This window comes from Cupriavidus cauae, from assembly GCF_026210475.1.
GTDB lineage: Bacteria > Pseudomonadota > Gammaproteobacteria > Burkholderiales > Burkholderiaceae > Cupriavidus > Cupriavidus cauae.
In genome coordinates, this window is record NZ_CP080294.1 from 2,180,822 (window position 1) to 2,207,085 (window position 26,264).

21 protein-coding genes and 3 pseudogenes are annotated in these 26,264 nt (G+C 60.4%); 15 read left to right on the forward strand and 9 right to left on the reverse strand.

The window, feature by feature from the left end:
- Positions 1-164: 164 nt before the first annotated feature.
- Positions 165-341: a hypothetical protein gene (locus KZ686_RS25025; RefSeq protein ID WP_004635326.1), complete on the forward strand. Its 177-nt coding sequence runs from the start codon at positions 165-167 to the stop codon at positions 339-341.
- A gap of 602 nt (positions 342-943) precedes the next feature.
- On the opposite strand, the gene KZ686_RS25030 is transcribed toward KZ686_RS25025, so the two are convergent.
- Positions 944-1,402, reverse strand: coding sequence for an MgtC/SapB family protein (locus KZ686_RS25030; protein WP_004635330.1), 459 nt, complete (start codon positions 1,400-1,402; stop codon positions 944-946).
- A gap of 249 nt (positions 1,403-1,651) precedes the next feature.
- Between KZ686_RS25030 and czcN the strand changes: the two genes are divergently transcribed.
- From czcN to czcS, 8 genes are all read left to right on the forward strand, one after another.
- Positions 1,652-2,302 (forward strand): heavy metal efflux RND transporter CzcN, encoded by a 651-nt coding sequence (gene czcN / locus KZ686_RS25035; protein WP_020206397.1) that lies wholly within the window; start codon positions 1,652-1,654, stop codon positions 2,300-2,302.
- A gap of 314 nt (positions 2,303-2,616) precedes the next feature.
- The gene (gene czcI / locus KZ686_RS25040; protein ID WP_144425793.1) at positions 2,617-2,964 is read left to right on the forward strand and encodes a CDF family cobalt-zinc-cadmium transporter CzcI; all 348 of its coding nucleotides are present in this window, start codon (positions 2,617-2,619) and stop codon (positions 2,962-2,964) included.
- Positions 2,965-3,039: 75 nt separating this feature from the next.
- Entirely contained in the window at positions 3,040-4,296 is a 1,257-nt protein-coding gene (gene czcC / locus KZ686_RS25045; RefSeq protein WP_004635338.1) for a heavy metal efflux RND transporter CzcC, read from the forward strand.
- A gap of 17 nt (positions 4,297-4,313) precedes the next feature.
- Positions 4,314-5,876, forward strand: a complete 1,563-nt coding sequence (czcB, locus tag KZ686_RS25050) for a heavy metal efflux RND transporter CzcB (protein ID WP_004635340.1) — start codon at positions 4,314-4,316, stop codon at positions 5,874-5,876.
- A 16-nt stretch (positions 5,877-5,892) separates the two neighbouring features.
- Entirely contained in the window at positions 5,893-9,084 is a 3,192-nt protein-coding gene (czcA, locus tag KZ686_RS25055) for a heavy metal efflux RND transporter CzcA (RefSeq protein ID WP_004635342.1), read from the forward strand.
- Between the two features lie 50 nt (positions 9,085-9,134).
- The gene (locus tag KZ686_RS25060; protein ID WP_004635344.1) at positions 9,135-10,085 is read left to right on the forward strand and encodes a cation diffusion facilitator family transporter; all 951 of its coding nucleotides are present in this window, start codon (positions 9,135-9,137) and stop codon (positions 10,083-10,085) included.
- Position 10,086: 1 nt separating this feature from the next.
- Entirely contained in the window at positions 10,087-10,764 is a 678-nt protein-coding gene (gene czcR, locus KZ686_RS25065; RefSeq protein WP_008646724.1) for a heavy metal homeostasis two-component system response regulator CzcR, read from the forward strand.
- A gap of 4 nt (positions 10,765-10,768) precedes the next feature.
- The gene (gene czcS / locus KZ686_RS25070) at positions 10,769-12,199 is read left to right on the forward strand and encodes a sensor histidine kinase CzcS (RefSeq protein ID WP_011229349.1); all 1,431 of its coding nucleotides are present in this window, start codon (positions 10,769-10,771) and stop codon (positions 12,197-12,199) included.
- A gap of 129 nt (positions 12,200-12,328) precedes the next feature.
- Here the strand turns inward: czcS and KZ686_RS25075 are convergent.
- A pseudogene (locus KZ686_RS25075) lies at positions 12,329-13,105 on the reverse strand (ArnT family glycosyltransferase); the annotation flags it as partial.
- Between the two features lie 849 nt (positions 13,106-13,954).
- Between KZ686_RS25075 and KZ686_RS25080 the strand changes: the two are divergent.
- Positions 13,955-14,281: a helix-turn-helix transcriptional regulator gene (locus KZ686_RS25080; RefSeq protein ID WP_049768032.1), complete on the forward strand. Its 327-nt coding sequence runs from the start codon at positions 13,955-13,957 to the stop codon at positions 14,279-14,281.
- 98 nt (positions 14,282-14,379) lie between these two features.
- Complete coding sequence (locus KZ686_RS25085) at positions 14,380-14,943, forward strand: mechanosensitive ion channel family protein (RefSeq protein ID WP_012435773.1); 564 nt, start codon at positions 14,380-14,382, stop codon at positions 14,941-14,943.
- 145 nt (positions 14,944-15,088) lie between these two features.
- Here the strand turns inward: KZ686_RS25085 and KZ686_RS25545 are convergent, their stop codons facing one another.
- Positions 15,089-15,166, reverse strand: a complete 78-nt coding sequence (locus KZ686_RS25545) for a YHYH domain-containing protein (protein ID WP_223819874.1) — start codon at positions 15,164-15,166, stop codon at positions 15,089-15,091.
- 297 nt (positions 15,167-15,463) lie between these two features.
- Here KZ686_RS25545 and KZ686_RS25090 point away from each other — a divergent pair.
- A pseudogene (locus tag KZ686_RS25090) lies at positions 15,464-16,876 on the forward strand (phage integrase family protein); the annotation flags it as partial.
- Between the two features lie 21 nt (positions 16,877-16,897).
- Here KZ686_RS25090 and KZ686_RS25095 read toward each other — a convergent pair.
- A complete protein-coding gene (locus KZ686_RS25095; protein ID WP_151023054.1) occupies positions 16,898-18,067 on the reverse strand; it encodes an NAD(P)/FAD-dependent oxidoreductase in 1,170 nt (389 codons plus the stop codon).
- Between the two features lie 625 nt (positions 18,068-18,692).
- On the opposite strand from KZ686_RS25095, the gene KZ686_RS25100 reads away from it, so the two are divergent.
- Both KZ686_RS25100 and KZ686_RS25105 read left to right on the forward strand, forming a co-directional pair.
- Complete coding sequence (locus tag KZ686_RS25100; RefSeq protein WP_012435770.1) at positions 18,693-19,019, forward strand: four-helix bundle copper-binding protein; 327 nt, start codon at positions 18,693-18,695, stop codon at positions 19,017-19,019.
- Complete coding sequence (locus tag KZ686_RS25105) at positions 18,946-19,236, forward strand: hypothetical protein (protein ID WP_162491053.1); 291 nt, start codon at positions 18,946-18,948, stop codon at positions 19,234-19,236. Before KZ686_RS25100 ends, KZ686_RS25105 begins: the two co-directional genes overlap by 74 nt.
- Positions 19,237-19,517: 281 nt before the next feature.
- Here the strand turns inward: KZ686_RS25105 and KZ686_RS25110 are convergent, their stop codons facing one another.
- Both KZ686_RS25110 and KZ686_RS25115 read right to left on the reverse strand, forming a co-directional pair.
- Positions 19,518-19,739 carry a hypothetical protein gene (locus KZ686_RS25110; protein WP_144425794.1) on the reverse strand — a complete coding sequence of 74 codons (222 nt, stop codon included), beginning with the start codon at positions 19,737-19,739 and terminating at the stop codon, positions 19,518-19,520.
- Positions 19,740-19,874: 135 nt separating this feature from the next.
- Positions 19,875-20,240: a hypothetical protein gene (locus tag KZ686_RS25115; RefSeq protein WP_144425795.1), complete on the reverse strand. Its 366-nt coding sequence runs from the start codon at positions 20,238-20,240 to the stop codon at positions 19,875-19,877.
- Between the two features lie 1,421 nt (positions 20,241-21,661).
- Between KZ686_RS25115 and KZ686_RS25120 the strand changes: the two genes are divergently transcribed.
- Positions 21,662-21,859 (forward strand): hypothetical protein, encoded by a 198-nt coding sequence (locus KZ686_RS25120; protein WP_151023052.1) that lies wholly within the window; start codon positions 21,662-21,664, stop codon positions 21,857-21,859.
- A 738-nt stretch (positions 21,860-22,597) separates the two neighbouring features.
- Here the strand turns inward: KZ686_RS25120 and KZ686_RS25125 are convergent.
- The 3 genes and pseudogenes from KZ686_RS25125 to KZ686_RS25550 form a co-directional block, all read right to left on the reverse strand.
- Complete coding sequence (locus KZ686_RS25125) at positions 22,598-23,671, reverse strand: porin (protein WP_151023050.1); 1,074 nt, start codon at positions 23,669-23,671, stop codon at positions 22,598-22,600.
- A gap of 894 nt (positions 23,672-24,565) precedes the next feature.
- Positions 24,566-24,850 (reverse strand): periplasmic Cu(I)/Cu(II)-binding protein CopK, encoded by a 285-nt coding sequence (copK, locus tag KZ686_RS25130; RefSeq protein WP_053821801.1) that lies wholly within the window; start codon positions 24,848-24,850, stop codon positions 24,566-24,568.
- Positions 24,851-25,405: 555 nt separating this feature from the next.
- Positions 25,406-26,081: pseudogene (locus KZ686_RS25550) on the reverse strand (copper resistance protein B).
- Positions 26,082-26,264: the final 183 nt, after the last annotated feature.

Here is a 26,264-nt window from a genome sequence, read left to right on the forward strand (position 1 = left end):
CTCGCGCGGCGGCTTGCGAACCATAGGTCGGCCCGCGGCCGGAAAAATGCTTGACCTTCCCTGCCGTGGGAACGTCCATATTAACCATGGGGGACAGAAGCCCCTGCGGCGTGGCAGGACCAAGTCGGCAGAGAGCATCGGATTTTCCGCCGGAGGTTAGTCAAATGGGCGTTCCGGGGCGCACGTTGTATGAAGAGGTCTTTGCGGTGTTCGAAAGGGCATGCCAGGAAAGCGATTTCGAGCTGGCCGAGGACCTCCTGCTCGCCCTAGAAGCGATGGATCGCCGGCAGGAAGCTCATCGGCAACTCGACCGCGCCTACCTGCTGCTAGCCGATCTCTGAGAACGGGAGTCCCCCGACTTTGGTTTCTACCTGCTTGCCATCGGCTGGCCAATGCCCCTGGGGACAGCAGTGGTCCTCTTCCATGCCTTAGCGTGCAATATTTTCCGTTTTCTGAAGTGACCCCTTCTTTACGGAGTCCCGCGTATACCAGTCGTTCTTCTCGACAACCGGCTCTTTGCGATAGTGCCGCATGACCCGAAGAAAGCACTCGAGAGGCTGTTCTTCTTTCGTAACCATCGGGCCTAACGTCGTCGGAGACAATTGCACGTTCCGGCTAATTCGAGAAACATCGTCTATTTTGCAGAAAGCGGCCGCTAACCGATCGAGCGGGGGAGTATCCGAAGGTCTTGCGAGCGCCGAGGCAATTTCTTCCATGTGCGCCGGGCTGCAAGGAAACTCATGTCGATCGGACAGTGCGCTCACTTTGGCTTGCAGAGCCGGGTTCGTGCCCTCGTGAAGGTACGCAAACAGGTTGTAATCCAGGTAAATTCTCATGCGATGGAGTTTGCGTATTGTTAAGCGCGCTCATACGTTTGGGAAATGCTGGCCGAACCTGAAGTTGGCGCATTCGCGCTGCACGTGGCTTGGGAGCAGTGGGAGTCTTACTTCTTCGACATTTGAAGGATTCTGAGCACGATGAGTGCGAAGGCAGTCGCGACGATGGCCGTCACCGCATGGCCCATGCCGGCGGCCACGCCGATCGCGGCAGCAATCCAGATGCTCGCGGCAGTTGTGAGCCCCCTGACGTGTGTCTCATTGTCCGGCTTCAGGATCGCCCCTGCACAAAGGAATCCGATGCCTGACGTGAGACCCTGAAGCACGCGGCTCATGTCGGCAAGCTGCACGCCCGCCTGGAGGGGAACCACGACAAAAACGCATGCCCCCAGCGCGACGAGCATGTGAGTGCGCACGCCTGCGGATTTTCCCGAGCTCTCCCGCTCGTACCCCAGCAAGCCCCCCAAAACGATAGAGACGGTCATTCGAACGACGGCACGTACTGCCTCGGCAGCATTAGCGAGATCGGAGAATTCCGAGCTCAATGTGCGGATGATGTCGTTCATTGCGGAGCGTCTCTGGGTGTGTCCTGAAAATGGCCAAGACAGTCTATGTCGCAGAAGATGACTGTCAGATTGCCGAGCTATGACACAACCGGATTCGCTGGCCCGGGGGCAAGATTAACAACGTATTACATTTCGGCAATAAAGCCTGACAACGGAAGGGCAACCTTAGAATGCCGGCCATTAGTGCTCGTTTTCGCGCCAGTGTGTCCACTCGAAGTGCGCGACATTCTCCTCCAGCCCCCGAACCGCATGACCGATTCTTCAATCTCCCCGTCCCAACCCGCTGGTCTCTCGAGGGCGCTGGACAATTTCCTGACACGCCACCGCATCGGCGTTTGGCGTGTTGTCGTAACGTTTGTCCTGGCAAGTCTGGTCTTTGGCCATTCTCGCTGGGACGGTACCTGGGTGTCGCCGCTGCTGCTGACGCTGGGGATGTTGGGGGTGAGCCTGGCCACGGTCGGGCGGCTCTGGTGCGCGTTGTACATTTCCGGGCGCAAGAACAATACCTTGGTGACCTCGGGTCCATATTCACTGTGTCGCCATCCGCTCTATGTCTGCAACTTGCTAGGCATTATCGGACTAGGGGCGATGACCGAGTCGCTGGCGGTTACCGCAGTCCTGGCGCTCGCATTTGCGCTGATGTACCCGGCTGTCATCCGGACGGAAGACCGCTTTCTGGCTTCCGCCTTCCCGGAATTCGCCGAATACGCACGCCGTACACCAGCGTTCTTTCCCCGTCTGTCGCTGTATAGGGGGGAGTCGACATGGACGGTCCATGTGTCTTCCTTTCAACGCAATATTGCGGACTCGGTCTGGTTTCTCGGCCTGTCGGTGGTCGTGGAGTCGTTTGATTTGTTCCATGACGCCGGCGTCCTCCGGGCGGTCGTGACGCTTGCCTGATGCGGGCAACTCCGCATACACGTACAGCCATGCACTACGCTCACGTCTCCGATTCTGTTGTCGAGAGCATGCTCGTGATGCTGGTCGGCCTGATCGTCCTGTATGTGGGGTTCGCTGTCTATTTGCGGTGGAAGCATGGGCCCGCCCCCAAGCGTAAGACTGATGAGGGGCGAAAGCGGCACCCCAAAACGAGCAGGCGAAAGCGATAATCGTAATCTGCTCTTAATGCTGGTGATCGAGGATTCATGTAAACTTCGGCGACGGCCCAGCCGTTAGTACTTCAACCCCAAGCCCCCCGCACAGTCTCCCAAGGAATGCGACGTTTCGTTCTGATCTTCGTGCTGCTCATTTTGCCGTTCCAGTTTTCCTGGGCGGCAGCGGCACGCTATTGTCAGCACGAGAAAGCCACGGCCACTTGGCACCTTGGGCACCACGAGCATCGTCATCAGCAGCCGGAAGGTAAAACGGATGCCGAGAAAAAGCCATTCGTGGATACAGACTGCGGGGTATGCCATCTGGTCTCCCTCCCGTTCGCCTATGGACAGACGCAGGACGTGTTGATAGCGAATCGGGTAGAAGTGACCGATACTCAACATGCGTCCGAGTTCTCGTCTCTGAATGCCAGGGCTCCCGACCGTCCTCAGTGGCAGCGTCTCGCTTGATCGGCGAGACGACGACTCTTTTTCTCCTTTCGTCTCTCGCCGAATTCTCCTGGTCACATACCTTGGTGCAATTCGATGCGAAGACTATTTCTGCCGCTCGGGCTGGCGGTAGCATTTCTCAGCCCAAACTTTGCCGTAGCGCAATCTGACACCGGCACGTCCATGGTGCCCGTCTTCCCAAGGGAAGCGGCGGGACCGTTGACCCTCGAGGCCGCGTTGTCGCTGGCGGCAGGAAGCAATTTCAACCTGTCCGCCGCCGCCAAGGAACTCGATTCCACAGAAGGTGGGATCATGCAGGCCCGGGTTATTCCGAACCCGGAACTCCAGACGCTGGTCGAGGACACGCGGAAATCCACCCGTACATCCACCGCCCAGATGAATATCCCCATCGAACTGGGCGGCAAGCGCTCGGCTCGTATCAATGCCGCGGAAAGGACGCGCGAACTGGCGCAGGCAACGCTGGCTGGCGTTCGCGGTGACATTCGGGCGCAGGTAATCGAGAGCTTTTTTTCCGTCTTGATCGCACAGGAACGCGTCAAGCTGGCAACTGGCTCCGCGGATATCGCTGCGAGGGGCGCGCAAGCCGCTTCACGCCGCGTCGCGGCCGGCAAGATCTCCCCGGTTGACGAAACTAAGGCACGTGTCGAACAGGCCAACGCCGAACTTGAATTGGCCGAAGCAACGGCGAGCCTGCAGTCCGCCCGTCAGGCGTTGACGGCGTTGTGGGGCAATGCATCGCCGCAGTTTACCGAAGCACAGGGCAATCTGGACGCGCTGCCATCCAGGCCGGCGCCTGAACTCCTTCTGAAGGAGCTGGAAAACTCACCGCTGGTGGCCGCAAGCCGCGCTGAACTTGACCGCCGCCAGGCATTGGTGGGCGTTGAGCGCAGCCGCCAGTATCCGGATCTGACAGTCAGTCTGGGTGCCAAGCGAGATACAGAAGCCAACCGCAACATGGCGGTGATCGGTGTGGCGATCCCGTTGCCGATTTTTGACCGGAATCAGGGCAACTTGTATTCGGCCATTCGCCAGGCGGACAAGGCCCAGGATGAATATCTGGCCAATCGCATCAGCCTGACCCGAAATCTCCTGATGGCATCGAACCAGCTGTCGGTATCGCGCGCCTCGGCACAAACGCTGAAGCAGACCGTCTTGCCAGGCGCCGAGCAAGCCTTCAACGCGGCGACCATTGGCTTCGAGGCCGGCAAGTTCAATTATCTGGACGTCCTGGATGCCCAGCGCACGCTGTTCCAGGCACGCATCCGCTATCTCGGCGTGCTTGGACAAACCTATCAGGCGGCGACCACGATCGATCGCATTCTGGGACGTTAAGACGGGATTCATAAAACATGGCTATTTCGAACAAACAAAAGGCTGCCATTGCGGCCATCGTACTGGTGGGCGGCGTCGCGACTGGTGGCGTTCTGCTGAGCGGGCGCTCTGCGCCGGAAGAGCAGGGTGGGCACTCGGAATCCAAGGGGCATGGCGACACCGAGCACCATGGCAAGCAGGCGGCGGAAGCCGACCACAAGGATGACAAGTCACACGGCGACGGCGAGCATCACGAGGTCAAGAAGGGCCCCAATGGTGGCGCGCTCTTTTCGCGTGATGGCTATGACGTCGAAATTGGCACGGCCGAATCCAAGGGCGAGGCCCGTATTCGGCTCTGGGTTAGCAAGTCTGGGAAGGCGGTGGCAAATGGCGTGGCAGCGACAGGCCAGCTCGTGCGGGCTACGGGCGAGTCTCAAGCGCTCAAGTTCGTGGTGTCTGGCGACGCGCTGGAAAGCCAACAGCCAGTTGCCGAGCCCCATGTCTTTGACGTGACCGCAAATGTGACCTTGCCCGGTTCGTCTTCGCCACTCGCCGTGCGGCTCTCGAAAGAGGAAGGCAAGATTGAGTTGACAGCGGACCAGCTGGCCAAGACAGGGGTAGTGGTTCAAACCGCGGGCTCGGCAAAGGTCCAGGCTGGCGTCCAGTTCCCCGGCGAAATCCGTTTCAACGAAGACAAGACAGCCCACGTGGTGCCGCGACTGGCTGGCGTCGTAGAGAGCGTTCCGGCCAATATTGGGCAACAGGTTAAGAAGGGACAGGTTCTCGCGGTCATCGCGAGCACCGGACTTTCTGACCAGCGCAGCGAACTGCTCGCAGCACAGAAACGTCTGGATCTGGCGCGTGTCACTTATGACCGCGAGAAGAAGCTCTGGGAACAGAAGATCTCTGCGGAGCAAGATTATCTGAGCGCCCGCAACGCGCTGCAGGAAGCGCAGATCAGTGTCCAGAACGCGCAGCAGAAGCTGACCGCCATTGGCGCCAGCAACAGCTCGACGGCACTCAATCGCTACGAGCTGCGCGCACCGTTCGACGGCATGATCGTTGAAAAGCATATCTCGCTTGGGGAAGCGGTGGCGGACAACGCCAACGTGTTCACGCTGTCGGATCTGTCGTCCGTCTGGGCCGAGTTCGTGGTGTCTGCCAAGGATGTCGAGCGGGTGCGCATCGGCGAAAAGGCGTCGATCAATTCGGCATCGTCCGATGTGAAGGCAGATGGCACCGTTTCATACGTGGGTTCGCTGCTGGGCGAGCAGACGCGGACGGCGAAGGCCCGCGTAACATTGACCAATCCACAGATGGCTTGGCGACCGGGTCTCTTCGTCACGGTCGACGTATTCGGTGCTGATGTCGAGGTGCCCGTTGCGGTGAAGACCGAGGCCGTCCAGGACGTCAATGGCGAGAGCGTAGTCTTTGTCGCGGTTCAAGGTGGATTCGTGCCGCAGCCGGTGAAGGTCGGCCGGACAAACGGCAAGGTCATCGAGATTGTCGAGGGCCTGAAGCCGGGCGCACGTTACGCCGCCGCCAACAGTTTTGTTCTGAAGGCCGAACTTGGCAAATCCAGCGCCGAACACGGCCATTGATACGGGGGAAACAGCAATGTTTGAACGTATCATTAGTTTCGCCATCCAGCAGCGATGGCTGGTCCTGCTCGCCGTGTTTGGAATGGCCGGGTTAGGGATTTTCAGCTACAACCGACTACCGATCGACGCGGTCCCTGACATTACCAACGTTCAGGTTCAGGTCAATACCTCGGCACCAGGCTATTCACCGCTCGAAACCGAACAGCGTGTTACGTATCCGATCGAGGTCGTGATGGCCGGCCTGCCGGGACTCGAACAGACGCGTTCCCTGTCCCGCTATGGCTTGTCGCAGGTGACGGTCATCTTCAAGGATGGCACGGACGTCTATTTCGCGCGCCAACTCGTCAACCAGCGCATCCAGGAAGCCAAGGACAATCTGCCTGAAGGCGTTGTGCCGGCGATGGGGCCTATTTCGACCGGCCTCGGGGAGATCTATCTATGGACCGTTGAAGCCGAAGAGGGTGCTCGCAAAGCTGACGGGACTGCCTATACGCCGACAGATTTGCGCGAAATCCAGGATTGGGTGGTACGGCCGCAACTGCGTAACGTGCCCGGTGTCACCGAGATCAATACTATCGGTGGTTTCAACAAGCAGTACCTGGTCGCGCCGAGTCTTGAACGGCTAGCGTCGTACGGGCTGACGCTGACCGACGTCGTCAATGCGCTGAACAAGAACAACGACAACGTGGGTGCGGGCTACATCGAGCGTAGGGGCGAGCAGTATCTGGTTCGTGCGCCGGGTCAGGTTGCGTCCGAAGACGACATCCGCAACATTATTGTCGGTACAGCGCAGGGGCAGCCGATCCGCATTCGCGACATCGGGGATGTGGAGATTGGCAAGGAACTGCGTACCGGTGCGGCAACCGAGAATGGCAAGGAAGTTGTGCTGGGCACGGTATTCATGCTCATCGGCGAAAACAGCCGGGCTGTGTCAAAAGCGGTCGATGAAAAGGTCGCTTCCATTAACCGTACGATGCCGGAAGGTGTGAAGATCGTAACGGTATACGACCGGACACGTCTGGTCGACAAGGCCATTGCGACCGTCAAGAAGAACCTTCTTGAAGGCGCGGTGCTCGTCATCGTAATTCTGTTCCTTTTCCTGGGTAACATCCGCGCGGCGCTGATTACCGCGACGATCATTCCGCTGGCGATGTTGTTCACCTTCACGGGGATGGTGAACTACAAGATCAGTGCGAACCTGATGAGCTTGGGCGCGCTCGACTTCGGCATCATCATCGATGGCGCGGTGGTGATTGTCGAAAACTGTGTGAGGCGACTGGCGCATGCGCAGGAACACCATGGCCGGCCATTGACGCGCTCCGAGCGGTTCCATGAGGTGTTTGCCGCAGCGAAGGAGGCGCGTCGCCCACTGATCTTCGGTCAGCTCATCATTATGATCGTCTACCTGCCGATCTTTGCGCTGACGGGGGTGGAAGGCAAGATGTTCCACCCGATGGCGTTCACGGTCGTCCTGGCGCTGCTGGGCGCGATGATTCTGTCCGTGACGTTCGTTCCGGCTGCGGTCGCCTTGTTCATCGGCGAACGGGTGGCCGAGAAAGAAAATCGTCTCATGCTCTGGGCGAAGCGTCGCTACGAGCCGCTGCTGGAAAAGTCGCTCGCGAACACGGCCGTTGTATTGACGTTTGCCGCGGTGTCAATTGTTCTGTGCGTGGCCATTGCGGCCCGCCTGGGCAGCGAGTTCATCCCCAATCTGAACGAAGGCGACATTGCCATCCAGGCGCTGCGCATTCCTGGCACGAGCCTGTCGCAGTCCGTGGAGATGCAGAAGACGATCGAGACGACCCTCAAGGCAAAATTCCCCGAAATCGAGCGCGTGTTTGCGCGGACAGGTACGGCGGAGATTGCATCCGATCCGATGCCGCCGAATATTTCGGATGGCTACATCATGCTCAAGCCTGAGAAGGATTGGCCAGAGCCGAAGAAAACACATGCCGAACTGCTGTCCGCCATCCAGGAGGAAGCCGGCAAGATCCCCGGGAACAACTACGAGTTCTCCCAACCGATCCAGCTGCGGTTCAACGAGCTGATCTCCGGGGTCCGCTCGGACGTCGCAGTCAAGATCTTCGGCGATGACAACAACGTGCTCAGCGAGACGGCGAAGAAGGTATCGGCCGTGCTGCAGGGCATCCCCGGCGCGCAGGAGGTGAAGGTAGAACAGACCACCGGCTTGCCGATGCTGACGGTCAAGATCGATCGGGAGAAGGCGGCGCGATACGGGCTTAACATGAGCGACGTGCAAGACGCGGTGGCAACGGGCGTCGGAGGCCGTGATTCCGGAACCTTCTTCCAGGGCGATCGTCGTTTCGATATCGTGGTCCGCCTGCCCGAAGCTGTGCGCGGCGAGGTCGAGGCTCTGCGCCGATTGCCGATTCCGTTGCCAAAAGGAGTGGACGCGAGAACGACGTTTATCCCATTGAGCGAGGTGGCGACGCTGGAAATGGCGCCCGGCCCGAACCAGATCTCGCGCGAGAACGGCAAGCGCCGCATCGTGATCAGTGCCAACGTTCGTGGACGTGATATTGGTTCATTCGTGCCCGAGGCGGAAGCGGCTATCCAAAGCCAGGTCAAGATCCCGGCTGGCTACTGGATGACATGGGGTGGCACCTTTGAGCAACTGCAGTCCGCCACCACCCGCCTGCAGGTGGTAGTGCCGGTGGCGCTGTTGCTGGTCTTCGTACTGTTGTTTGCGATGTTCAACAACATCAAGGATGGCTTGCTAGTCTTCACGGGCATTCCCTTTGCGCTGACTGGCGGGATTCTTGCCCTGTGGATACGCGGCATTCCGATGTCCATTACTGCAGCGGTGGGCTTCATCGCGCTGTGCGGGGTGGCGGTGCTCAATGGTCTGGTGATGCTGTCGTTTATCCGATCGCTGCGCGAAGAAGGGCATTCCCTCGACAGCGCGGTCCGAGTTGGCGCCCTGACGCGACTGCGTCCGGTGCTGATGACGGCCCTGGTGGCATCCCTGGGTTTCGTGCCGATGGCCATCGCCACCGGTACGGGCGCTGAGGTGCAACGTCCCCTCGCAACGGTGGTAATCGGTGGCATCTTGTCGTCCACGGCGCTGACCCTACTGGTGTTGCCGGTGCTCTATCGACTTGCTCACCGCAAGGATGAGGACGCGGAAGATACTCGCGAGCCAGTCACTCAGACGCATCAACCGGATCAAGGCCGCCAGCCTGCATGACGTAAATCCTTGGGCGGTCATCGTACCGCCCAATTTTTATAGGAGTTTCTATGGGCGCAGGTCACTCACACGACCATCCCGGTGGCAACGAGCGATCGCTCAAGATCGCCCTTGCGCTGACCGGTACGTTCCTGATTGCCGAAGTGGTCGGTGGTGTCATGACGAAGAGCCTGGCGTTGATCTCCGACGCCGCGCACATGCTCACGGACACCGTCGCACTGGCCATCGCACTGGCTGCTATTGCGATCGCCAAGCGACCCGCGGACAAGAAGCGGACATTTGGCTACTACCGTTTTGAGATTCTTGCCGCGGCCTTTAACGCATTGCTGCTGTTCGGTGTGGCTATCTACATCCTGTACGAAGCCTACCTGCGGCTGAAATCGCCACCTCAGATTGAGTCAACCGGCATGTTCGTCGTGGCTGTGCTGGGCCTGATCATCAATCTCATCAGCATGCGCATGCTGTCCTCCGGGCAAAGCAGCAGCCTGAACGTGAAGGGTGCTTATCTGGAAGTCTGGAGCGATCTGCTCGGGTCGGTTGGCGTCATCGCCGGTGCGATCATCATCCGCTTCACGGGCTGGGCGTGGGTCGACTCCGCCATTGCGGTGCTGATCGGCCTCTGGGTACTGCCTCGCACGTGGATCCTGCTGAAGTCGAGCCTGAATGTGCTGCTCGAAGGCGTACCCGATGACGTGGATCTGGCAGAGGTTGAGAAGCAAATTCTGGCGACGCCCGGGGTAAAAAGCTTCCATGACCTCCACATCTGGGCACTTACCAGCGGCAAGGCGAGCTTGACGGTTCATGTCGTGAATGACACGGCCGTCAACCCGGAAATGGAAGTGCTACCGGAATTGAAGCAGATGCTGGCTGACAAATTCGATATCACGCACGTGACCATTCAGTTCGAACTGGCACCATGCGAACAAGCGGATGCAGCTCAGCATTTCAATGCATCGCCAGCACTGGTCGGATCGAAGTCGCTTGCTGCAGGAGGAAACTAAGGTGCGGGTACTTGTTGTAGAAGACGAACCGCGTACTGCGGAGTATTTGCAGAAGGGATTGTCGGAGTCGGGTTTCGTGGTCGACATCGCGAACAATGGTGGCGATGGGCTCCACATGGCGGAAGAGACCGACTACGACGTCATCATCCTGGACGTCATGCTGCCAGGTATGGACGGGTGGACGGTCATCAAGTCCATTCGATCCAAGTCCGAGACACCCGTACTGTTTCTGACGGCGCTGGATGATGTGGCGGATCGTGTCAGAGGCTTCGAGTTGGGGGCAGACGATTACCTGGTCAAGCCCTTCGCCTTTGCCGAGCTCCTTGCCCGTATCCGGCGTTGCTTGCGCCAAAGCACCTCGAAGGAGTCCGAGCGATTGCGCATTGCCGATCTGGACATCGACGTGCTTGGAAGGCGGGTATTCCGGGGAACTACCCGCATTGAATTGACGAATCAGGAGTTCTCGCTGTTGCACCTGCTCATGCGCCGGAGAGGGGAGGTGCTGTCGCGAACCACGATCGCGTCCCAGGTCTGGGACGTCAACTTCGACACGGATACCAATGTCGTTGACGTCGCGATCCGGCGCCTGAGATCCAAGGTGGATGATCCCTTCGATCAAAAGCTGATCCATACCGTACGGGGAATGGGCTATGTCCTCGACCCAGAGCGCGGCCGGTGACGGAATGAGGCCCGGGACTTCGATAACCCCGCTGTCACTGACGAGGCGGCTTGGGCTCTTCTTTGCATTGGTACTGTCTATCGCGCTGGCCAGCATGGGCGCCTTTGCTTACTACTCGCTCGCCGCGCAACTCGAGGCCAGAGACGATGAGGTTGTAAAGGGAAAACTCGAACAGGTCGAGCATTTCTTGCGCGAGGTGGACGGGGTGCAGGGCGTCCCGGCGGCGCAGCATCGCTTCGATGATCTGGTGCGAGGTTACTCGGACCTCATCGTTCGCGTCACGGCGCTGGATGGCCGGCTTTTGTTTCGCACGGGCAACGATGCATTGCTGGAAGGCACTGACCAAGCGGCGGTCACGGGAAAGTCATCGCTCATGTTCCAGTCCGCCGATGCGGTGTTGGGGCGAGACGGTACGCGGGCGACGGTGTTCGTGGCGAAGTCTGGCGAGGACAGGAAGCAGGTGACTGCGCGATTCCGGACGACGCTCGTGCTTGGTACCACCGTCGGTGTGATATTGACGGCCCTGGTGGGGGCGGCCATTACGCGCCGTGAGCTGGAGCCGGCGCACGTACTTATCAAGCAGATCAACCGGATCAGTGTGGAACGGCTGAGCTACCGGGTGGACATGCCACCCAAGCCCACCGAAGTGCGTGATATCGCCTCTGCGTTCAATGCGATGCTGCAACGCCTCGAGGATGGTTATCAGAAGCTGTCGCGGTTCTCCGCCGATCTTGCCCATGATTTGCGCACGCCGCTTAACAACCTCATTGGACATGCCGAGGTCGCCTTGTCACGAGACCGCACCGGGCCCGAGTATGTCGCCTTGGTGGAGGAAAGCCTGGTCGAATACCAGCGACTTGCGAGGATGATCGATGCGATGTTGTTCCTCGCGCGAGCTGACAGTGCCAATGTGGCGCTCGAGTTGACGGAACTCCAGTTGAATGCAGAACTTCGCAAGTTGTCCGCCTACTTTTCGGTGCTTGCAGAGGAGCGAAGCGTCGTAATCAGGGTAAGCGGGGATGCCACCCTGGTCGCTGATGCCATTCTGTTCCAGCGTGCGATCAACAATGTTCTGTCAAATGCGGTCCGTCATGCGTGGCCGAATTCGATGATAGATCTGGTGGTGCGCCGCGAAGCGGCACATTGTTGCATCGACATCACGAACGTTGGAGACCCAATCCCGGAGCGGGAACTTTCCCTCATCTTTGATCGGTTCTTCCGTGGGGATAGGGCGAGATCCAACTCGTCACAGTCCACGGGGCTGGGCCTGGCCATCGTCCTGTCGATCATGGAGCTCCATGGCGGCGACGCGTCAGCCGTGAGCGGCTTGGATGGGAAGACACGCTTTACATTGCGCTTCCCGCTCAACGGTGCTGAAGCCTCAGCGCGGGTTTCGGTGGGTAGGCCGAGTCAGGACCGACCAGTCGTTGGGTAGAGTGGTGCAATGAGCCCGATTGCCTATTTGTAATCGCCGGGCAAGGCTGCAGCATGCGTACAATTTATACACTCGTTTTCATAGATCAACGAAGTCTCTAGAAAGGAGATGACTATGAAAACGAAGAAATAGGACGCCTGCCGCACCAACGGCCAGGAAGAACCAGAATGGCTTGTCCCGCTCGTGAACCGAGGACGAGAATCTCGCGAAGTGTTCGTGGATGAAGAAGTAATTCAGAAATTCGGGGTTGCGCTGGGACACCACGACAAACCAAGGCATGGTGATGGCCACCGCAAGCAGGCTCCAGCGCCAGAATCTCGCGCTAAAAAATGCGGAAAATTGTCGAGTGACCGCCCCGTATAGCAGCAGCGTGATTCCTGGCAGTACCAGGGCAATCAGGCCTTTGGCAAGAAATGCCAGACCGACCAACAACCAGATCAGGGGGTATAAGCGAGGTTCCCGATTCTGGTAGGCCACGGCGAAAACGAGAGCGGCACTGCCGAGCAGTGCGCCGACACCAATGTCTGTTGTTGTCAGATTCGAGCCGAGAATCCAGAGGGGAGCGCCGATGAGCACCAGCGCTGAGGCGAGGCCTATGCGCGTGTCATAGAGCGATCGCGCCGCCCACCATGCGGCGAGTGCGCCCAGCAGTCCCACAAGCGCACTCCAGATCCTTGCTGTCCACTCGGACGGCCCGAAGAGCGTATAGGCGCTGGCGGTCGCCCAATACTGCAGGGGCGGCTTGTCGAAGAACTTGATGCCGTTCAACCGCGGCGTGACCCAATCGCCGGAGACGAACATCTCGCGCGGAACCTCGGCGTAACGACCCTCGTCGGGTTCATAGAGGGGACGCACGGATAGCGTGGACATCCAGAGGACCACCGTGAGTGCGATGGTCAAAGCCATGAAAATCTGTCGCTTCAAGAGACTGCCCGTCCAGGTGTGCGGTGGCCACTGCTACCGCGCTTGGTCAAATGCTCTCAGGGCGCAACGACATAGATGCCGGATGTGGTTCGTCGCCGTCGTGATGTTGGATCATGGAGCAGTTCACGCGGCGCCGCTTGACGCCCCACGAGCCGAGGATGCGATTCACGCGGGAGTCCGAAGGATGGCGACTTGGCCAGCAGAGAGCGAACAGCGGGATTCTAGGGCGCTCACCTGTCGGGGGGATTACGAGATGATGACGGCGCAGTCCGCCGTCGAGTGCTTTGCGGCAGAAGAAGTTGCCTGACGAAGCGTCAGCGTTAGCTCATGGTAACCCAAGTGCTTCGGAGAACGGGCGTCGGGTTCGATGCGTTGGTGCGTAACCATTCGGCAATGTCGCCGCAATGTTCTGCATAGTAAACTTGACGCCCCGCAGTTGTCAGCGGGCCTCATCACCCTTAGTGCTCAAGCCTAGGAAGTCGCTTTCCATCAGATGTTCTTAGGCGCAGCCTCTTTCGAAGGTGCTTGTCTTTCGCGCTGCGCTTAGATCCGGGGTGTTCGTTGTCAACCCCAAAAAGTCGCAAGGACTTCGCTGCTATGCGGTCGAGACTGACGGCACTTCTGATGGCAATCTCGACCTATCAGGCGTGGGATTTCTACCACCTTGCAACGCGAACACCGGACGCTCATGTCGTCGCCGACGCAGTCGCGTAGGTAGTGGGCGGCCTCGCGATCCTTTGGTTCGTGATTCGAAAACGGTGTCGTCGTGTCAGCCCAAACCGACCTGTTTCTGAGGCGCTACCTGGCGCAGCCAAGGTACGAGGGCAGGTGATGGCGGAACGAAACGAGGTGGCAATTCAGGCGACGCGGCAGTTGTTGCAGTCGATGCTGCTGCAGTTCGAGCGCTGGAAATATACGCCATCGGAAACGGAAGTGGCGATGCTTCTCATAAAAGGGTTGACCCTTGAAGAGTGCGCTCACTCGCTAGCGTGGCATGATGTGACGGTGCGGACAATTGCCGCGGGCGTATTCGCCAAGGCGAACCTCAGCAATCGCCATCAATTTGCCGCCTACTTTTTCGGTGATCTGTTGGTTGAGCCGATCGAGCCTGCACCTCGATCAAAAACCGGTGAGTGTAGGCACGACGCCGGCATGTAAGTTGTCGCGCTTGACCTTCAAGCAAAGACCGGAACGGTAAAAATCCGATTATTGGTATCTGTGCCACAGTACGGTGCTGTGGCTGTATCTCTATTTCGATGAACAAACTTCTTCAAGCTATACACGAAAGCTTGCCGCAGTGGCTGGCAGATTGGTTCGACATTCTTGTTCCCGCTATCGAGGTCGTGCTGATTGCGGCTGGCGCATGGTTAGCAGTGCGCATCGCGCGGCGGTTGCTTAGAAAGCTGACCAATACATATTCTCTGCCAGGAAAAGTTGCGGCGCTGTCTTTGCGTGTGGTCGCGACCATCGTGTACGTAGCTGCCACGCTCTGGGCTCTGGAGCGAATGGGCGTGTCTGGAACCGTCCTGTGGACCGCATTCACGGGATTTGCCACTGTCGGGGCGGTCGCGTTTTTCGCCGCGTGGAGTGTACTCTCGAACCTGTTCTGCGCGCTCCTGATATACGTCACCGGTGCGTTCCGCATTGGGGATGTTGTGGAGCTTCTTGAGAACGGGGAAAAGCCGGGAATTAAGGGCCGTGTGCTCGACGTAAATCTCGTCTATACCACCTTACTGGAAACAACAGTCGAAGGACAAGAGGTGGTGCTGCAGCTGCCGAACAGTCTGGTGTTTCAACGTGTGCTACGAAGGTGGAAGTAACCGCAAGGGTGGCGCGGTCAGGCAAGGACGGAGACCGGCGCAAGAAGGGAAGCCCCGCTTCGCTTTTTTGAGGCCGAGCAAACTACTCAAGACCTTAAGCCGCTGGCGTCCGCGATGTCGGCGGACGCCGCAATACTGCTTGACTTCAGTGGCAGTGACGAATGCCGGTCTTGTGGTCCATATGGCAGCCTTGGCTGTCAGTCCCACCACTATGCGCCCACACGCCGCCCGACGCACAGGCCAGAACGGCCGTGAGAATGATGGTGATCCGTTTCAAGAAAGGTCTCCCTGGAGTGTTGGTTAGCGGTCTCAGTCTGCCGCAAGTTCCACACTATCATCACTGCGATTGCCAGCCCTCCCCGCCGCGGTAGGGCTGTTGCGGCTGTGTCACAACTGTCTGCGCTCGCTACGGCCAACGCACCTCAGCAACTTAACGAAAATGCTGACGGCCGCTGGCGCCCAAGTTTGTAGGTGAATCGACGCATAGCGTCCCCGCAATCCCGATGGCCTCGCCGATGGCCAGGCCATCAGGGTTCTGCGTGCTCTGCCTGCGCCGCAGCCACAGGTCACCGACGACATTGAACTGTGGCTGGCACCGCGGGCCGTGCGCGCATTGCGAGCCCACGGCATTTCCACACTGGCGGACCTGACCGTGCGCGTGCCGCGCCGGCGCCGCTGGTGGGGCGCGATCCCGGGGCTGGGGCAAGCGAGCGCGCGGCACATCGAGGCCTTCTTCCACGCCCATCCGCGGTTGACGGAGCGTGCGCGTGCCCTGATCGTCGGCGCGCCGCCAGGCGAGGTGGTCCCGTGGGAGCGGCTGAAACTGCCCGACGAGGTGGACGGCTCGCGAGGCAGCTTCCGGGCACCGCGACAGGCCTGCACGCTCGACGCATCGAACGACTACGAAGCCGTGCAGGCCTGGCTCGCCCTGCACGAAACCCAGACCACGCAGCGCGCCTATCGCAAGGAGGCGGAACGCCTGATCCTGTGGGCGATTATCGAGCGCGGTCGGGCGCTGTCGTCGCTTACGACCGAGGACGCCATCGCCTACCGCGGGTTCCTGCGGCGACCAACTCCGCGTGAGCGCTGGATCGGGCCACCGCGGGCACGCAGCGCGCCCGACTGGCGCCCCTTCGCACGGGGGCTATCGGCACGTTCGACGGCCTACGCCCTCACGGTGCTGGGCGCCATGTTCCGATGGCTGATCGAGCAGCGCTATGTATTGGCCAACCCGTTTGCCGGCATCAAAGTCCGCGGCCGCACGCGGGTCGCGCCACTCGATACCACACGTGGCTTTACTGAGGGCGAATGGCTGCTGGTGCGCACCATTGCCGATGGCCTGGAATGGTCGTACGGGTGGGACGTGCCCGCAGCGCAGCGCTTGCGCTTCATTCTCGATTTTGCCTACGCGACCGGCCTGCGGGCCAGCGAACTGGTTGGCGCGACGCTGGGCGATATCCGCACTGACGAGCGCAACGACCGCTGGCTGCACCTGGTCGGCAAAGGTGGGCGCCCGGGAAAGGTGGCGCTACCGCCACTTGCGCGAACCGCACTCGATCAGCATCTTGTACAGCGCGGACTGCCGGTGACACCAGCCCGTTGGGACCCCAGGACACCCTTGATCGCCAGCCTGGAGCAGGACAGCGTCACTAACATCACCGGCACCCGGCTGTGGATGGTAATGCGGCGCTTCTTTGGCCAGGCCGCGGACATCATCGCCGGCGACCACCCGACACTCGCCGAAAAGCTGCGCCGAGCCAGTCCCCACTGGACGCGGCATACCCACGCTACACACGCCCTCGCTCGCGGCGCGGAACTGACCACCGTGCGCGATAACCTACGCCACGCGTCGGTGGCCACCACCTCGATTTACTTGCAAAGCGACGAAGTCAAGCGGGCACACCAAATAGGTCAGGCCTTTGCCGCTCGGTAGCCGACGTCCGTGCCGACTGGCTTAGCGTGCAATATTTTCCGTTCTCTGAAGCGACCCCAGGTACAGCGAACTCCAACGGCTCTGCGCGCCGATGATCTGATCAGTAATGATGTGGGCCGCGACTGTGCCGTACACCAGCCCGTCGGTGGAGAAACCAGTGGCGATGAAAGCCCCTGACTCGTCCCGGCCGATGTAGGGAAGGCCGTCCGGAGAATGAAAGTGTTGTGCCGACCAGCGCTGAACGGGTGAACCGACAGCCAGGTATTCCTGCGCGGCCCGTTCAAGTTGAGCGAGTGCCGCGGCTGCATCATGCCTTCCCGTTTCGTGGTGTTCACCGATGCAAAGCAAGTAATGCTTGCCGTTTGCCTCCAATCCGCGGACCGATAGCCTGGGATGGGCCTGCGCCCAGAAGATGCCAGCCGGAACGGCTTGTTCGTGGAAGGCCAAACCATATTCGCGGCGCACAGCCATGCCGGCTTGCACCAAGTGAAAACCCAGCGGGGAATGGGTGGCCAGCACAATATGGTGGCCGAAGGCGGTACCGGTCCGTGTGCGAACGACGCCGACTTCCAGGTCCAGCTCGAGGGCAGGGGAGTTTTCGAAGAGGCGGGCGCCGGCGTGTTCGGCTTGCAGGGCCAAGGCGTGCAGATAGCCGATCGGATGGAACTGCGCTTGTGCCGAAAGCAGAAGCACCGCGCCCTTTGCGGCGGGCAAGCCGGGGGGCATCTCAGAGGCCAACTGCGCGTCCAGACCTGCTGCGCGCAATGCCTTCAGCTCCCCCAGTATGGTCGGCTCGGCATCCGGGCTTAGCGGATACTGGTACATCGGGCAGCGGCGGAAGCCGCTGCTCGGCCCCATCGCCTGCGCTTGCTGCTCGATCCAGGCGATCGCTTCCCCGCGAGACGCTACGACGGCGCGGGCGGTGTCCGCTTCGCACTTAGCCGCCAGCGTTTCGAGGCCACCGGTGACGGTCTGATACAGGTTACCGGTGGAGCCGCCGCTATCACCCGCGCCTACGGCACGGGCTTCGATCGCCGCCACCGACCGGGCGGTCTTTGCGAGCAGCAGGGCGGCGGTCAGGCCCGTGATGCCGGCACCGACGATCACCACGTCGACGCGCAGGTCGCCCTCAAGGGCCGGTCGAGGCCGACGCGGGCGCGTGGCCGCCCAGATGGAGATCGAGCCCATCATGCCTCCTTGTACCGAGTTTCATGGCGGCACAGGTTATCGGCGCAGGCGTCCAGGACTTCCCGACATCGCGGGTCAACGCCATGGTGCTTGCGTGCGCCGGGCGCCGTCCCTTGGTGGCGCGGCGGCACTGGCAGCCCAACAGATAGCAAAGCAGATAGCAAAGCGCGTGCCGTGATTGGATAGCCCGCGCGTGAATGCTGGTCTCAAATTGAGCGCCGGGCATCGCGCGGGAGAACGCTCGTCGGCGAAGGCAACGCGAGAAGAGGCGCGTGTGCGGGACGAACTGGTCAGCCCGAGCAATGTTGGCATCGCCCCTCCCAAGGAAGCGAATCAAACGGAGTCATCCGCGCATGACCAGCGAAATACTAAGTCGCCATAAACTCGAAGTGCCGGCAGGCCACGACATTACCGGGCTGTAATCAACGCGCAAGCTTATTCCTGAAAGATATTCCTCGCCTTGTAATTTGGCCTCAATCTTTAAGCGGAAATGAGCGCGGTCATAGCACCGTCGCGAGCAAAGGGAGGGCAAAACGTGCGAGCGCTGCGGCCTCGCGGTGCGGCCGGTCCAAATATTGCTGTGACGATAGCGGCGCCGACGTGGCGTCATCACTTCAAGGAGCCGACCATGCCGCATCAGAATTTTCAACACTGTATCGACGAGTGCAATGCTTGCGCAGTGGCATGCGAGCACTGCGCCGCCTCGTGTCTAAGTGAGCCGAACGTACACGAGATGGCCGAGTGCATTCGCCTGGATCTCGATTGCGCCGCAATGTGCCGGATGGCCAGCGCCTATATGGCGCGGGGAAGTCGCTTCGCCAAGGATCTGTGCAACCTTTGCGCGACCGCTTGCGAAGCATGCGGTGCCGAGTGCGAGCGACATGCGGCTCAGCATTGCCAGGAATGCGCTCAAGCGTGCCGGCGTTGTGCGCAGGCATGCCGCGCCATGGCGTAGCACGATCGGCTGCCAACGGCAGAACGGCCATGACGCTAACTTTTTGGCTCTCTACGGTCACGCGAAAGCCCGCGCGGACTACAGGACTGCAACGTCGCTGTCATTAAACGCGTCGGTTCTTCCGGCCGCCACCAGCGGCGACGGGATGCCGTCTCAGCGTCCGGTCGAGCATGGCGAAGACATCCCTAGCGTCGATTCGTTGCGCCGTCACCGTTGACGAAGTCGCTCATTCGTGCCGGCGGCTGCGGCGTGCCACCCATCGCGGGTCCATCGGAAGAGCCGCCTCCGTGCGAGTTGTGTGCACAATCATCTGCGTGATTGCCATCCTGGCTGTGGTAGGCATGCTGTTGATGCATAAGCGCATGATGGGCGGGCTAAGTTGTTGCTGGACCGGCGGCCGCGTAGTGCGCCGGATAAGGGCGGTGGCCGCCTAGTTGATGCCCGCCCGGAGATCGCTCCGGCGACCGCGCGCACGCAGCGCACCGGAGAGCGGCTGGGTTACTTGGTCTGATCCATCATTTCGCGACACTTTTGCATCATGGCGTCATGGTGGCGCAACATCGCCTTGGAGTCGTCCGGCTTCTGTGGCTTGTGTTGCTGCGCTTCAGCCCGTTTGGCGGTACGAGCGCTTTCAATCACATCCCAGTTCGGCCCGGCGACGGCCGACAGGGAGACTCCAAGGGAGACGGCGCCCACGAGAGCGTGGAGTAGGGACTTCATGATTTTCCTCATTCGGTGTATGCAGCTCGCCGGCCAACCCAAGAGAGCGGCCGGCAACGCCGCTGATGTCCAAGTCAGACAGGAGCGTGCTGGTGAGACGCCACCAAGTGCGGCATCCCTGTGTGGCGGATCGCGCTACACACGGTTCCGTTTGGGCGGGCGCTCGAGACGGGGCGGAACGATGGAGCGATACGCGAATTCCGGATGCGCGACCAACACGCTGGCCCATGCATCCGTGGCCCATCCGCTGGCCCACGGCGTGCCTGCGAAGGCTGCACACGCGGAGGCCGGGCAGGGAAGACGACCGGCACAACTGGATTGACTGACGCAGTCATGTTGACTGCTGGTATCGACACTGGCTTGCCCCTCTTGAACAAGCATGTGTGTCAGCATTTGGGCGATGCCGGCGATACAGCAACTGTCCAATGGCCAGGCGTGCGCGCGCAGGGGCAAAGCCAGTGCCAAGGTCAGCAGCACGATGACACGCAAAAGCTGATTCATAGGCTTACGCATTGGGCCCTCCGAGCCGACGCGCGATAGCGTCGTCGCGGCGAGCAGGTGTCCCGCCACGGCGCGTGGTGCAGCCATGGCGTGATCGCCGACATGCCGTCCTCATTTGTACTATGGACCTTTTCACGGGGGTAAGGTTAAGCAGTGCGTGGGTCGCATTCGCGCAGCAATTGAAAAGAACCGGAAGCGGTAATGCAACGCGCAATTGCTACGCGTCGGGGCTGCGTGGGAAGCCAACTGACAGTGAGACGCCCCGTGGTACGGGGCGATCGGATTCAAAACCGTCGATGCATAGATGGTCCGCTTCCTGCACTGAGCCGTAACACGCAGTCACGCCACGGATCCGAGCCTTCGGATGTCCAAGCTTTTGCAAGCCGGTCCCCGAACCCGTAGTGAGATGTCCATGTCGCGCTGGGCTTGCGCGGTACGTTAGCCGACGGTCGCGCATCCACCCAACATGACCGTGATCAGCAATAGGATACGCATAATGTCCTCCTTGGTCGTACAGGGAGATACCAGCGGGCGAACCATGGGCGGGTCTGTGGCTCGACTGACAAACCAGCGAAGCGGTTTGCAAACGGCAATGCGCTACCGTGAATCTAGGTTTTTGCTGCGCTCACGCCAAGATTTCCTTTTCATAGAATGACGGCGCGGCGCCGGCGCTGATTCCGGGACCATCAGTCCAATCCTGATCGGCACTGCATTGGTCATCGGCTTCAAGTTGCGCCACGGCGCAGACGCAGCATGTCGGCGATTTCTCGCGTGTGAGGCCTGGAGAGAAGGTGCCGGTCGACGGCATCGCGAAGTAGGGACCAAGCAACCACCGCAAGCCGGCGCTCCAGGCACGCGGACCGACTTCAGTTACGGGGCCTAGGATGGGCTCCGCGGCGAACCTGCGCGGCCCCGTCGCGGTGTGCACGCCTGCGCCAGCAGCAGCGCGGTTTTCAAGCGGCCGGCTTGCTGGCATTCAGGCTTTTGCATCGCGGATAGGGATTTCCGTGCCGCTCCAGCAGGGTCCAGACTGGGACACGGCTGTGCGCCTTCAGCTGCGCACGCCGCCCAAACTGCGCTCCGAGATGGGTTGGGCATGCCGAAGCCTTGTCGTAGCCGAGATCGGCAAACGGTGCGCGGCAGCAATCGTTATGTCGCCCAGAAGAGGTAAGAAATGCCGCGCACGACTAGCGCCGCCCCCAAAGTCGTAGGGCATTCCATGCAGGGACTGGTCTGGATGGCCCAGCTGGTAAAGGGGGCCTCATAGCCGTCAAGGAAACTAGGCATCGCCTTATGGCAAACCCGCGACCAGTGTCTTACCTTGACGACTCTGCGCTGCCGGCATTGAATGAATACTGAAGCCCGTCGCTGCGAGAGCGGAATCATCCGCCGATTCAGTCCTGGGGGTTCTGGAGACAACGATGCTGACACCACATGAAGTTGCCACACTCATGCTGATCGAAGACGCAGCACCAAATGTCGCCGACCTCGATCGCGCGACGATCGAGGCATTGGTTGAGCGGCAGTTGGTGCATCTGGAAAATTTGGGTTACGGCGATCGTCTCCACATCACGACGCGGGGCAACGACATTTTGCATGTCCTCGCGCGACTGCATTAGCCACGCTATGCTGGCCTGCAACCGCGCATACGCAGCTAGGCCACGCGCCCGCGTTGCGCAGCAAACGCCGCGATATGGCTAGACCCTAGTTCCCCCCAATATCAGCGGCACGCGTGTAAGCGTCAGGGCCACCGCCCACAGCGAGTCGCTCGGCGGCCCGCGTGGGCCTGTTGGCGGCGTTGGGCATAGCCGCCGAAGTCGCCGTATGGTCAGGCACGCGCCGCCAGACGGCACGTCCTCAGCAGCCCGATACAGCAGGCTTGGCGCGATAACAGCCGTGATGCCTTTCGCTTCCGGTAGTTCCCGGAAATGGCCGCTCAACTCAACAGACGATCGTCCACCACCTGTCCCCATAGAGTCCAGGCAACTATCCAGGACGTCAGGCTACCAGATATCGATGGTCGGCGCGTTCGGCGGACGATATGCGCATTTATGCAGGCGTTTCGCCATTCCGTGGCACGCGCACCGAGTCCGAAAGCGTGGGGCTGGGGCTTTCCATCACGCAAGCCATATTGGTCGCATATGGTGGCCAGGGTTCGGCGGAATCGTCGGACGGCACAACGCGCTTCTGACGTTTCCTCCTGAGCGAAACACGGCGCGCAGCTAGGGGCGTTTGGCTTTAACCCCGTCGCTACGGTCCGGAAATTTTTTCATGAAGTAGCCACGGCGTTGCGGTCGGTGGCTGCTTGCCCTTCGCTAAAAGGACCGTTCGACTTTGAGTTCTTTGAACGGTTAGGCTCAAAACTTATGCCGCACTCCCAGCACGACGCCGGTTTGGTTATCGCCCGGCACGACGTTGACCGGGGCGCCACTGCTGGCGTTGAAGCCATTCAATCCCAGCTGCGAGCCACCCTTGTTTCGGACATAGCCGACATTGAAGTACACGTCGGTGCGCTTGGAAAACGCGTAGTCGGTCGAGGCGACGAACATCAGCGGATCAGCGTCGGAACCCCGCACATCCGTATAATACGCAGCGCCGGTGAGCGACAGCGCCGAGCTCAACTGATAGCGCACGCCTGCCCAATACAGATTGGAGCGCATCGCCGTCGCGGCGCTTGAGATATCACCGTTGAGCCAACGGTAGCCGGCATACAGCTTCGCCGGGCCGATCCCATAGCTGATCCCCACCAGCGCCCGCCGGTCCTTCCGCCCCTGTGACGCAACGGTCAGCCCTCGGTACTCGTCGTACAGTGCGCCAACGGAAAGCGGTCCGGTCGCATACATCAGACCGGCACTCATCTCCCGGTCTGCTTTCGGCTCGCCGGGGACCTCGCCGCCGCCAGTGCGGCCGAAGCTGTACAGTGCCATGGCGGTCAGCCCGCCGAATGTGCCTTTGTACTTGACGGAATTGTCCGCGCGACCAGCAATGGTATCGTCGCTCTTGAAGAGCGAATATCGCGGCGCGAAACCCATCGGGTCAAACTGAATGGCGGTGTCGTATAGCACCGTCGTCTGGCGACCAAGGGTGAGTTGACCATATTGACTGGACAGACCGACCAGCGCGCCCCGGTCGAACAAACGGCCAGCGCTGCTCGATTGGGCAGTATCGAGCGAGAATCCGCTCTCGAGTTCGAACACCGCTTTGAGGCCACCGCCGAGATCTTCCGTGCCCCGCAGGCCCCAGCGCGAGGTCGACATGTTGCCAGCCGACATGCGCACTTGGTTGCTGCCCCCGCTCGATGACGGTACATTCGACACATACTCGATCCCGACATCTGCGACGCCATATAGCGTGACACTCGTCTGGGCATAGGCGCCCAGCGACAGCGACCCAAGCAGCATGCCCGCGGCAGTAATTCCTTTTCTTTTCATAGTGTCTCCAGCCCGCCATGTTTTTTGGAATTTGGTAGGCCACTGAAGTCTAGTCAGACCAAGGTTACTGCGACATTGCAAGCCGGTTACATTGATCCGGGACGATGCAACTTCTGTCGACCGCAGCGGTCGCTGCAACGAGCAGCGCAGCCGGAAAGAACCTGGTTAAGAAGGGGAAGGGTGCGTGACGACGCGCCCCTTGATGTCGAGCGTTGTCAAAAATGACACTACTGCCATGTCTCATAGTTTTCCTGATAGGCCCGCCGCCTAGAATCGTGGGCGCTGCAGTAGGCAAACGCGACCGAGCAACCCTTGAGCATGTCACAGCGCGCGGCTTACCATTACATCGCGCGACGGGTCACATCCCACATCTTTGAGGGAGACTTCGATTGAATGGTATCCAAGCCGGCTTATGGGCGTTGCGGGTCGGTGCGAGGGCTTCGGCGTAGGCGCAAGCAGCCATCCTGGATCTTGATCGGCGCCTGCCGCTTTCACGCCGGGTGGCCCGGCCGAGTCGCCCCCCTGCTGAGTGGTTGATCGACGTCGGGGCCGGTCCAACGCAACATGGTGCCGAACGCTTGTCGCAGGAAGAGATTGTGTGCTGGTACTAGACAGTTCCGGGAATGAGCCGGCCCGGGTCCCAAGATAACGCCGGGCACGCAATGCGTTGTACGCGGCCGGTATCGCCGCGGGTTTATGGGTATGGTCGTCATGCCCAACACTGCAGGTGTCCCGGCCCCTCAGCGTGTCCGTCTACCCTGAGGCTAAATAGTGCATCCGCGCTCATCTTGGGAGAGGGCTGAGTAACGCTGACATTGGTAAGGCACGGACTAGCTCTAAAAAGCGGACGCCTCATGGGCGCCCGCTTGCGCTGGCCAATGTCAAGTCGCCCGGTTAGCCGCCTTCGCGGTGACCCTGAATCAGTGCGTCCTCGAGGCGGAACACCTCGTTGCCCTTCATCAGGATCTTGCTGCCGTCCTTAGTTTCCATGACCTTGCCTTGTGGCATGTTGACGGCCTTCCCGTACTTGTTCTCCATCCCCATCTTGCCGTCCTTGAAAACGTGGACTTTTGAACCGTCCTTGAGTTCATAGGTTTTCACGACAGTGCTCAGATCGGTCGCGGTCGCGGTAAGCGATACCGCGGCAATCAGACTTGCAACAACGAGTACGCTTTTCATCTTCAAGGTCTCCTTTCGCTCGATGGCCCAGGTTAAGACTGCGTTTGCACGTGCTGAAGCGCGTGTCGAAAGGGCGCGTCAAGATCACTGCGGTGTCGGCGGTCGGGGCTCGCCGCGGTCACGTTTTTGCCGCCTCGCATCTCGCAATGGCTTCGCTGGGTCCGAGTCGGCGCAGTCGCGGCGCCGTTGCCATGATTGAATAACCGGTGCCGCGGCAAGCGCGTATCGCCGGGTTTCCCTGTCCCGCTGCGCCGCACAGTACAGCAACCCAATTGCCCATTTCTGGTCCACGGTAGGCCACATCGCGGGCGGGGTAGCGGCCGGCCCGCCGTCGCACTGTTGCCACTAGCGGCTACTGAGATTTCGCGTGGACTTCCGACCGAGCTAAATGGCGCGGATCGAGCCGGGCGCGATCCTCATTGCTGTACCACCGAGCACGACTAGCAACCTTCCGACGTTCATGGATCATTCCTGGGTTGGCGACTCATGCCAAGCTGCGCAGGCATGGCAATGCAAACGGGACTCAGACTAACGCCACAAGCCGCCGCGCCCATATTAGGGCCGCCGCGTGACCATAGTCGCCATTCTATTTGCACGCGATTGGCCTTGGTAAGCTGGATACGAAATGTAATCACACGGCAAGCTGGCGGTTAACCACCCGCGGGCCAGCACCTGACCAGCGCCTGAAATGCGTTCAGAACCAGATGCGCCCGCTGGCAACGATTTGCTTGTCGGTGGTCCGCTCCCCGGCGCGAGCGCAAAATCGGCGGTATTGCCCAGCTTTTTGCCCCAAACCACGCCGAGGTCGGGGGCGAACTGCCGTCGGATTTCGTATCGCAGTCGCAAGCCAAGCTTGAACTCGGACACGCCGCTGCCTATGCCTCGCGCCGCAACCGGCTCGCCTGGAGTTCCGGCGTCAACCGCAGGCGTTGCGTGAGGCGGATATCGTAGGTAACACGCAGCCGGGCGACAGCGCGTCCGGCCGACCCTAGATAAGCCGTGGCTTCGATATCAACCAGTACGGTGCCCGACCTTGCACGCCAAAGGCGCCCCAAGTGCGCGGCGGCTCATTGCCAAAGTCTTGGCGCACCCCGAGTTATCAATCCCAGAATGTCGCAAAGGCGTGCCCCCACAATGCCTCAGCTTTTGCCTCCACCGTGTTGCCGTACATATGCGTGCCTTCCGATTTGACCCATAACCGGTTCAGATCCCGACCGACCCAGGCCAGCATGTCCTTAGGCTTGGCGTCGTCTAGACCACGACCGCCCGAGTGTTCGAGATGCTAGTAGCGCTTGTCTGTGCAAGCCACGCGTATCGGCCTGGGGCTCGATCGCCGACAAGTAAGGGAACTCTCAGTCCCTGTGGCCCATGCCAGACGGGCGTTGTCGGAGAACCCTCGCTACTTCACCATGGC

What these genes read in the sequence shown, in the direction of transcription:
- KZ686_RS25025 (WP_004635326.1), top strand. Translation starts at nt 165, where the DNA reads ATGGGCGTTCCGGGGCGCACGTTGTATGAAGAGGTCTTTGCGGTGTTC.
- KZ686_RS25030 (WP_004635330.1), bottom strand. Translation starts at nt 1,402, where the DNA reads ATGAACGACATCATCCGCACATTGAGCTCGGAATTCTCCGATCTCGCT.
- czcN (WP_020206397.1), top strand. Translation starts at nt 1,652, where the DNA reads ATGACCGATTCTTCAATCTCCCCGTCCCAACCCGCTGGTCTCTCGAGG.
- czcI (WP_144425793.1), top strand. Translation starts at nt 2,617, where the DNA reads ATGCGACGTTTCGTTCTGATCTTCGTGCTGCTCATTTTGCCGTTCCAG.
- czcC (WP_004635338.1), top strand. Translation starts at nt 3,040, where the DNA reads ATGCGAAGACTATTTCTGCCGCTCGGGCTGGCGGTAGCATTTCTCAGC.
- czcB (WP_004635340.1), top strand. Translation starts at nt 4,314, where the DNA reads ATGGCTATTTCGAACAAACAAAAGGCTGCCATTGCGGCCATCGTACTG.
- czcA (WP_004635342.1), top strand. Translation starts at nt 5,893, where the DNA reads ATGTTTGAACGTATCATTAGTTTCGCCATCCAGCAGCGATGGCTGGTC.
- KZ686_RS25060 (WP_004635344.1), top strand. Translation starts at nt 9,135, where the DNA reads ATGGGCGCAGGTCACTCACACGACCATCCCGGTGGCAACGAGCGATCG.
- czcS (WP_011229349.1), top strand. Translation starts at nt 10,769, where the DNA reads ATGAGGCCCGGGACTTCGATAACCCCGCTGTCACTGACGAGGCGGCTT.
- KZ686_RS25080 (WP_049768032.1), top strand. Translation starts at nt 13,955, where the DNA reads ATGGCGGAACGAAACGAGGTGGCAATTCAGGCGACGCGGCAGTTGTTG.
- KZ686_RS25085 (WP_012435773.1), top strand. Translation starts at nt 14,380, where the DNA reads ATGAACAAACTTCTTCAAGCTATACACGAAAGCTTGCCGCAGTGGCTG.
- KZ686_RS25095 (WP_151023054.1), bottom strand. Translation starts at nt 18,067, where the DNA reads ATGATGGGCTCGATCTCCATCTGGGCGGCCACGCGCCCGCGTCGGCCT.
- KZ686_RS25100 (WP_012435770.1), top strand. Translation starts at nt 18,693, where the DNA reads ATGCCGCATCAGAATTTTCAACACTGTATCGACGAGTGCAATGCTTGC.
- KZ686_RS25105 (WP_162491053.1), top strand. Translation starts at nt 18,946, where the DNA reads ATGCGGCTCAGCATTGCCAGGAATGCGCTCAAGCGTGCCGGCGTTGTG.
- KZ686_RS25110 (WP_144425794.1), bottom strand. Translation starts at nt 19,739, where the DNA reads ATGAAGTCCCTACTCCACGCTCTCGTGGGCGCCGTCTCCCTTGGAGTC.
- KZ686_RS25115 (WP_144425795.1), bottom strand. Translation starts at nt 20,240, where the DNA reads ATGAATCAGCTTTTGCGTGTCATCGTGCTGCTGACCTTGGCACTGGCT.
- KZ686_RS25120 (WP_151023052.1), top strand. Translation starts at nt 21,662, where the DNA reads ATGCTGACACCACATGAAGTTGCCACACTCATGCTGATCGAAGACGCA.
- KZ686_RS25125 (WP_151023050.1), bottom strand. Translation starts at nt 23,671, where the DNA reads ATGAAAAGAAAAGGAATTACTGCCGCGGGCATGCTGCTTGGGTCGCTG.
- copK (WP_053821801.1), bottom strand. Translation starts at nt 24,850, where the DNA reads ATGAAAAGCGTACTCGTTGTTGCAAGTCTGATTGCCGCGGTATCGCTT.